Source organism: Bacillus sp. SD075 (assembly GCF_017355165.1).
Lineage (GTDB): Bacteria > Bacillota > Bacilli > Bacillales > DSM-1321 > Peribacillus.
On record NZ_JADILK010000004.1, the window covers coordinates 221,964 to 229,243 of the forward strand.

The window sequence follows — 7,280 nt, forward strand, 5'->3', positions numbered from 1 at the left end:
ACAAAACAAACAAAGGGTGTGTCAAATGAACATCGATATCATAGGGGACATTCATGGATGTTTCGCTGAATTCAGGCAGCTGACAGAAAAAATGGGCTATACATGGGAGTCCGGGTTTCCAATACATCCCTCTGGAAGGATTCTCGGCTTTGTAGGGGATTTAACCGATCGCGGTCCAAATTCCCTACAAGTAATCGAGGTTGTCCATGAATTAGTCATTAACCAAAATATAGCAAGGTATGCCCCAGGTAACCACTGCAATAAATTGTATCGTTATTTTTCAGGCAATAAAGTTCAGATATCCCACGGTTTAGAGACTACTGTATCTGAATATGAATCACTGAACATTCGGGAGCAGAAGAAGATCCGAAAAAAATTCATGGATCTGTATGAACGTTCACCACTTTATCAACTCATTGATGAAGGAAGATTGATCATTGCCCATGCAGGAATTCGCAGTGACTTTATTGGTCAATATAGCAGTAAGGTAAAAACCTTTGTCCTCTATGGTGATATCAATGGCTCCAAACATCCCGATGGGTCTCCGGTCAGGAAAGACTGGGCCCAATCATACAAAGGGGAAACATGGATCGTATATGGACACACACCTGTCCCTGAAGCTAGGCGAGTCAATCATACATACAACATTGATACAGGCTGCGTCTTCGGTGGAAAACTGACGGCTGTCCGATATCCCGAAATGGATCTTCAAGAGGTACCTTCTACCATGCCATATATAGCGGAAAAATTCAGGACATCTTTTGATTAACCAAAAAAACTCGCCATCTTGGTGAGTTTTTTTTCGTTTATGGATTTTTTCATAAACTTGAATTCATTTTAATGCGCCACGTTATCAAGTCAGGAGCCCCATCCTTTACTTCCCTCGAGCAGACGGTTCATATCTTCTGGTAACTCTTCTTGAAACAACATCATCTTCTTTGTGAAAGGATGTAAAAATTTCAATTCAAAACAATGAAGGGCCTGACGAGGGATATCTCTCCTGTTCCCTCCATATAAATCATCACCAGCCAGCGGGTGACCAATATGCGCCATATGCACCCTGATTTGATGAGTACGCCCCGTTTGCAGTTCCAAATTAAGGAATGTACAGGAATCCGTGTATGCCAATACCTTAAATAGTGTACAGGCATACCGGCCATCCTCCCTGACTTCCCGTTCAATGATGCTGGTCGATTTTCGTCCGATTGGTGCCACTATCTCTCCTATAGGTCCTTCAACGATTCCTTCAGCTATGGCTTGGTATCTCCGTTTAACCTTCCCAGATTTTTGCTGTTCGCTTAAAAGATGATGGATATGCCGGTGCTTGGCAATCAAAACCAGACCGGAAGTGTCCCGGTCAAGCCGTGTAACAATATGGATCGTTGCCTGAATTCCCGTCTTCCTATAGTAACCAGCCAAGCCATTCGCCAGACTGCCGTTGGGATGCTCCCGGGAAGGAATGGTATTCATGGAAGGAGGCTTGGCCACCACCAATACAAACTCATCTTCATACCTGACATTCAGGGGGATGGGTTCCGGCAAGAGACCTTCGCTTGCCTGTTCCGGCGGAAATATGACGGTGACGATGTCACCAGTTTCAATCCGTTCTCTTACGGTTACTTCTTCGCCGTTCAACTGGATATACCCACCTTTAAACTTAATATCCGTTAATGCTCGTTTTGAAATATCGCATTTGCTGAGGAACTCTCGCAATAAAGAGCCAGAATCCTCTTCAAAAACCGACCAGGTCAAAGAAAAGTTTTGATTTGACATGAGGTGAGTCTATCTCCTTAGTTAGCAATAAATGAATCATGCACTCTCTTCCAGAATGGAAAAGGGCGGAATCTGGCAAATCGGATCTTTTCATCTGCCACTCGGCACTGTATCGACTTTACATCTTCTTGTAGCAAGGACAGATGGTCGATCGTAATTTGAAAATTGACGGCATTGACCGGCCTGAACATACATGTATGATGCGCCGGCAGCAGAAGAGGCGATCCTACCGTCCTAAACACCCGGTTATTAATGGATGCCAATTCGGTAATCTGTATGGCATCGATGGATGGATGGACGATGGCCCCGCCAAGCGCCTTATTATAAGCCGTGCTTCCAGATGGCGTTGCAATACATAAACCATCTCCACGGAACGTCTCGAAATGCTGGCCGCGTATTTCAACGTCCATGACGAGCGTCCCTTCAACACTTTTGACTGTCGATTCATTCAAAGCCAAAAATCTGGCTTCCCGTCCTCCATGCTGATAACGGACGATCGTTTCGAGCAGTGGATATTCCACTATTTGAAACGGGGTTTTTGCTAAAGCTATTACCAATTTTTCAATTTCATCAGGGGTCCAATCTGCATAAAAACCAAGATGTCCTGTATGTACACCAACAAAGGCGGTTTTATCCAATCGATTCTTATAACGGTGAAAAGCATATAATAAAGTGCCATCACCACCGACAGAAATGACAATATCCGGCTGATCCTCGTCATATTCCAACTGAAAGTCCTGAAGATACGTCCGCATCCTTTGCATTAAAGTATTCGATTTCGCATCTCCTTTTGACGTAATCGCGAATTTCATGTAATCCCACCTTACAAATTAGATTTCTTCCTTTTTACCCATTCATGCGTTCAAGAATCTTTCTTCCTGGAAAACAGACGCTGCGCTTCCTGGATTTCCGTACGGATTTGCGACATCTCCGCATCCAGCAGGAAGGCCGCTTCCGCCGCACGTTTGAGTCGCAGTTGAATATCTTCCGGGAAAATGCCTTTGTATTTATAATTTAAAGAATGTTCAATCGTCGCCCAAAAATTCATTGCAAGAGTCCTGATTTGAATTTCGGCAAGGATATTTTTTTCGCCATGGATCGTCTGGACCGGGTAACGGATTACAACATGATAAGAACGATAGCCGCTTGCTTTTTTATGGGAAATATAATTCCTCTCCTCGACTATCTCGAAGTCATTGCGGCCTCGTAATAGTTCAACTACCTGTTCGATATCATCCACGAACTGGCACATCATGCGAAGCCCTGCAATATCCTGAATTTCAGTTCCCAATTTATCAATGGGAATATCCTTCAGGCTCGCCTTATCCAAAATGCTGACAATCGGTTTTACCCTTCCTGTTACAAATTCGATCGGTGAATGAATATTCTCTCTTTCAAACTGTTTCCTCAATCCCTTTAACTTAACCTTTAATTCTTCGACTGCCTGAGTATAAGGCGCCAAGAAATCGTCCCAACTCTCCATTGCCACACCACCTATATCTATCTAAAAAGCGCCTGTTCAACTCTGGTATGGGCAGAACGCTCTCCTAAATCCAGGAGTCACATGACTTTATGCCAATTCACAACTGGATCCTATTAAATCTCTATCTAGCAAAAAGTATGTATTAAATTTCTATATACGATAATCCAATTCCAATGCTCAACGTTTATATTTTATCATATCCTGCAATTGATTCCTAAATATTCAAGTACAATAAAAAAAATTATTGAATTCAATTTGACAGCTGGAATGGTTCTTATATGATTAACCTAAGAATCAGCCAGAAAGGAAGGAACAAATGAACCAGCATATTGAAATTGAATATAAAAACCTCTTAAGCGAAAAAGAATTTCGACAACTGATCGAATACTTTGATGTCGGGGCATCGAACTTTAAAACACAGCAAAATCATTACTTCGATACACGCGGATTCTCTTTGAAAAATCAAGAATCCGCGCTTAGGATCCGGGAGAAAAACGGGCGTTATGAGCTGACTTTAAAACAGCCCGCTACAGAAGGGTTATTGGAAACGAATCAAGATATTCCTGAAGAAACCGCCTATGCGTTTCTGAAACATAACACATTCCCTGATGGCGAGATCCAACATCTTATCCTCGAATGCGGAATTGATCCAAAAGACTTTACCTGCTTTGGGACATTAAAGACGGACCGTTTTGAATGTCCTTACAAAGAGGGTTTACTTGTTTTAGATCATAGTTCGTATTTGAACCAGGAAGACTTTGAGCTTGAATATGAAGTATCGGATGCAATAGCCGGGAAAAAAAATTTCCTGACCCTCCTTGAAACCCTACAAATTCCCTTAAGGGAAACCGAAAATAAAGTTAAGAGGTTTTATCGTGCCAAATTTCAGGAATAATCCTGTTTGAACCCATTCGGAGGTGGAGAGTTTGAAAATCCAAGATTTCAAAACTTTTATGGAATTGCAGGCAATCCAGCAATTCACAAATGGCAACATCATAAATACAAATTCATCTCGATCCGTTTTCCAGGACATGCTCTCGGAACTGGTTTCGGGTGATGCTCTTGAAAGCACTTCGCAGACATTGGGTTCCTTATTATCCAGTGTGGAAGCGGAAACGAAGTCCTTTCTTCAACCCGGCGGCCTGACATCCATGAACATCAATCCGATATCCACTGCCCATCCTAACAATCAGAGCGCCGAAACCGTAACAAACTATGATCATATCATCAGCAAGGCGGCCAGTTTATATAATCTCCCGAAAAAACTGATTATGTCTGTCATTAAACAAGAATCGAACTTCAACCCTGAAGCCACCAGTTATGCGGGTGCAATTGGCCTTATGCAGTTAATGCCAGCGACTGCAAAAAGCCTTGGCGTAAATGATGCAACCGATCCAGAACAAAACATCATGGGCGGGAGTAAATATTTAAGTCAAATGATGGCACGCTATGACGGGGACATCCAAGTTGCCCTAGCTGCTTATAATGCAGGGCCAGGAAACGTCGATAAATATAACGGCATCCCGCCTTTTAAAGAAACTCAGAACTATGTTCAAAAAGTTTACGGCACATTTTCAAGCTAAAGCAGACTGACCCTGTGTTTTGTGACGGGTCAGTTTTTTCATGTCTATATATGCTTCTTCCACGAACCTATAACAATCGGGAAAGTTATCCGAAGGCTATCGTTTCCGATCATTCCCCTGTGTCATATTACAGATGTAAAATTTTCTTTAAGCTATATATTTGTTATATCAGTACGTCATTGATAAAATATGAATAAATATCAACCATCTTTCTTTAAAAGGAGTAATCAACATGATGCAAGGGAACCCTACACCATATGAATTAATTGGAGAAGGGCAATTACACAAATTAATTGATGTGTTTTACTCCAACGTTAGCCAACACCCGGATCTGCAGCCAATATTCCCTGACGATTTAACTGAAACGGTCCGTAAGCAAAAACAATTTATGACTCAATATTTAGGCGGTCCCTCTTTATATACCGAAGAGCATGGCCATCCTATGTTGCGGGCTCGACATATACCTTTTGAAATTACACCAGAACGTGCGAAAGCATGGCTCTCTTGCATGTATCAAGCTATGGACGAAGTTGGCCTTGAGGGTGAGATTAGGGAGTTTTTCTATCACCGCCTCTATTTGACGGCACAGCATATGATCAATACATCCGGAACTGACGGGAAAGGAGAAGACAGTTGAGCGCACAAAAACCAGTTTTCAATATTTCCGATTGGATCAAGACGCAGCATTGCTATGATATAGGAAAAAAGCCAATTGAAATTTATGTTTTTGTTGATCCGCTTTGTCCAGAATGCTGGGGCTTAGAACCAATTATTAGGAAATTACAGATAGAATATGGCCAATTGTTCAGTTTACGCCATGTTTTAAGCGGTAAAATCGATTCTCTTAATATGGGGAAAAATAAAAATTATGAAAACATTGCTCAAGTTTGGGAAAAGACAGCCAGCCGCTCGGGAATGTCCTGCGACGGGAGCCTTTGGTCCGAAAACCCAATCTCTTCTCCATACACAGCTTCCATCGCAATAAAAGCAGCGGAATTGCAAGGCCGTAAATTGGCCATCCGCTTTTTAAGGCAGCTTCAAGAATATGTATTCATAGGAAAAAGGGATATATCCAATATCGAAGTCTTGACCGAATGTGCCAAAATGGTTGGATTGGATGTGGAGGAATTCCTTTATGACATCAATTCTTCCAGTGCAGCTAAAGGCTTTCAGTGTGACATGAAAATCACAAGCGAAATGGAAGTCACAGAAATACCTTCCCTTGTTTTTTTCAATCAAAATATTGAAGAAGAGGGAATTAAAGTTTCGGGTGTCTATTCTTACGAGGTATATGTTCAAATTTTAGAAGATATGCTGAATGGCCTTCCCGCCCCTGCAACTCCCCCCTCTCTCGAAGAGTTTTTAAGCTGTTTCAAACTAGTGGCCACAAAGGAAATTGAAACAGTTTATAATATGAATAAGAATAACGTCGAGTTGGAAATGAAAAAACTTGTTTTAAAACAGTTGGCAGAGAAAATACCTGCTAAATACGGAACGTTTTGGAGATATACAAAGAAGCAGTCATGAATTTGACTGCTTCTTTGTATGTTATATAAAAAAGAAAAAACCATGCAAATCAAAAGATTGCATGGTTTTTTTATAAGAAATAAGGGGATGGGAGAAATTTTTTCACGATCAAACAAAGGGGTATAAGTTTGTTTGTGATTTACTTCACAATAAATAATATAACAGATAACCCCTTTAAGTTTCAACTATATGTGTAACTTTTCACAAATTGTTCACAATATATATTTTTTGTATAGAGCTAAATAAGAGCCCTTTTTAATTTAAATTCATAAGTATTTTTGATATATGCTTCATATCATGGATAGGGAATAATCATTGTTGTGAAATAAATCACAATTATCTATCATCATTTCATTTTATTACTTTATCTTTTGTTCAACTTTTGTTACAACCGGTTCCATTTTAATCTTTTTACTTTTGATGCAAATGAAAAACCCCGGCAAATCGCGAAATTTGCTGGGGTTTTCATCTATTTATACGAATAAGGGGATGGGAGAAATTTCACGACGAACAAACAAAGGGGTATATGTTTGGGATGTGATAACTTCTATATCTGTACTATAGCAGATTATACACCTTATTTGCAAGAACTTTGTGCGTAACTTCACATTATTGTCATATTCTTAGAATACTGCTTATTCTAAAACATACTATCTAATAAAGTGCAGATGGGCTTTTACTGCTGCCAGGTTGGAGGTGACCAAATTGAAAGGCTTTATTCTACTCATACTCTTGATCGGGTCGCTATTTGTCCAGCTACTCGGTATCATGAATCTCATTCCTCTGTATTTTACCTCCCCTATTTTATTTTTTGTTTTGTTCATAATTCTTCATAGCTTAAATCAGAGAAACCGTTTTAAAGGATTATGACGGACATCCATATAACTTGAAAAGGACCCGATGTGCTCGGGTCC

Annotated in this window: 8 protein-coding genes; 5 read left to right on the top strand and 3 right to left on the bottom strand. The window is 40.5% G+C overall.

What is annotated here, in order from left to right:
- Positions 1-25: 25 nt before the first annotated feature.
- Positions 26-769: a bis(5'-nucleosyl)-tetraphosphatase PrpE gene (gene prpE, locus IOC57_RS05565; protein ID WP_207437773.1), complete on the top strand. Its 744-nt coding sequence runs from the start codon at positions 26-28 to the stop codon at positions 767-769.
- Between the two features lie 89 nt (positions 770-858).
- Here the strand turns inward: prpE and IOC57_RS05570 are convergent, their stop codons facing one another.
- From IOC57_RS05570 to yjbM, 3 genes are read right to left on the bottom strand one after another with little or no spacing between them, the layout of a single operon-like run.
- Positions 859-1,773: an RluA family pseudouridine synthase gene (locus IOC57_RS05570; protein ID WP_207437774.1), complete on the bottom strand. Its 915-nt coding sequence runs from the start codon at positions 1,771-1,773 to the stop codon at positions 859-861.
- Positions 1,774-1,790: 17 nt separating this feature from the next.
- Positions 1,791-2,585 carry an NAD kinase gene (locus tag IOC57_RS05575; protein WP_207437775.1) on the bottom strand — a complete coding sequence of 265 codons (795 nt, stop codon included), beginning with the start codon at positions 2,583-2,585 and terminating at the stop codon, positions 1,791-1,793.
- A gap of 50 nt (positions 2,586-2,635) precedes the next feature.
- On the bottom strand, positions 2,636-3,256 hold the full coding sequence (yjbM, locus tag IOC57_RS05580; protein WP_034314484.1) for a GTP diphosphokinase: 621 nt from the start codon (positions 3,254-3,256) through the stop codon (positions 2,636-2,638).
- A 316-nt stretch (positions 3,257-3,572) separates the two neighbouring features.
- Between yjbM and IOC57_RS05585 the strand changes: the two genes are divergently transcribed.
- From IOC57_RS05585 to IOC57_RS05600, 4 genes are all read left to right on the top strand, one after another.
- Positions 3,573-4,151: a CYTH domain-containing protein gene (locus IOC57_RS05585; RefSeq protein WP_207437776.1), complete on the top strand. Its 579-nt coding sequence runs from the start codon at positions 3,573-3,575 to the stop codon at positions 4,149-4,151.
- A 22-nt stretch (positions 4,152-4,173) separates the two neighbouring features.
- Positions 4,174-4,839, top strand: coding sequence for a lytic transglycosylase domain-containing protein (locus IOC57_RS05590; protein ID WP_309487667.1), 666 nt, complete (start codon positions 4,174-4,176; stop codon positions 4,837-4,839).
- A gap of 232 nt (positions 4,840-5,071) precedes the next feature.
- Positions 5,072-5,476 carry a globin domain-containing protein gene (locus IOC57_RS05595; protein ID WP_053534150.1) on the top strand — a complete coding sequence of 135 codons (405 nt, stop codon included), beginning with the start codon at positions 5,072-5,074 and terminating at the stop codon, positions 5,474-5,476.
- The gene (locus IOC57_RS05600; RefSeq protein WP_207437777.1) at positions 5,473-6,366 is read left to right on the top strand and encodes a ClpXP adapter SpxH family protein; all 894 of its coding nucleotides are present in this window, start codon (positions 5,473-5,475) and stop codon (positions 6,364-6,366) included. Before IOC57_RS05595 ends, IOC57_RS05600 begins: the two co-directional genes overlap by 4 nt.
- The last annotated feature ends 914 nt before the right edge of the window (positions 6,367-7,280 follow it).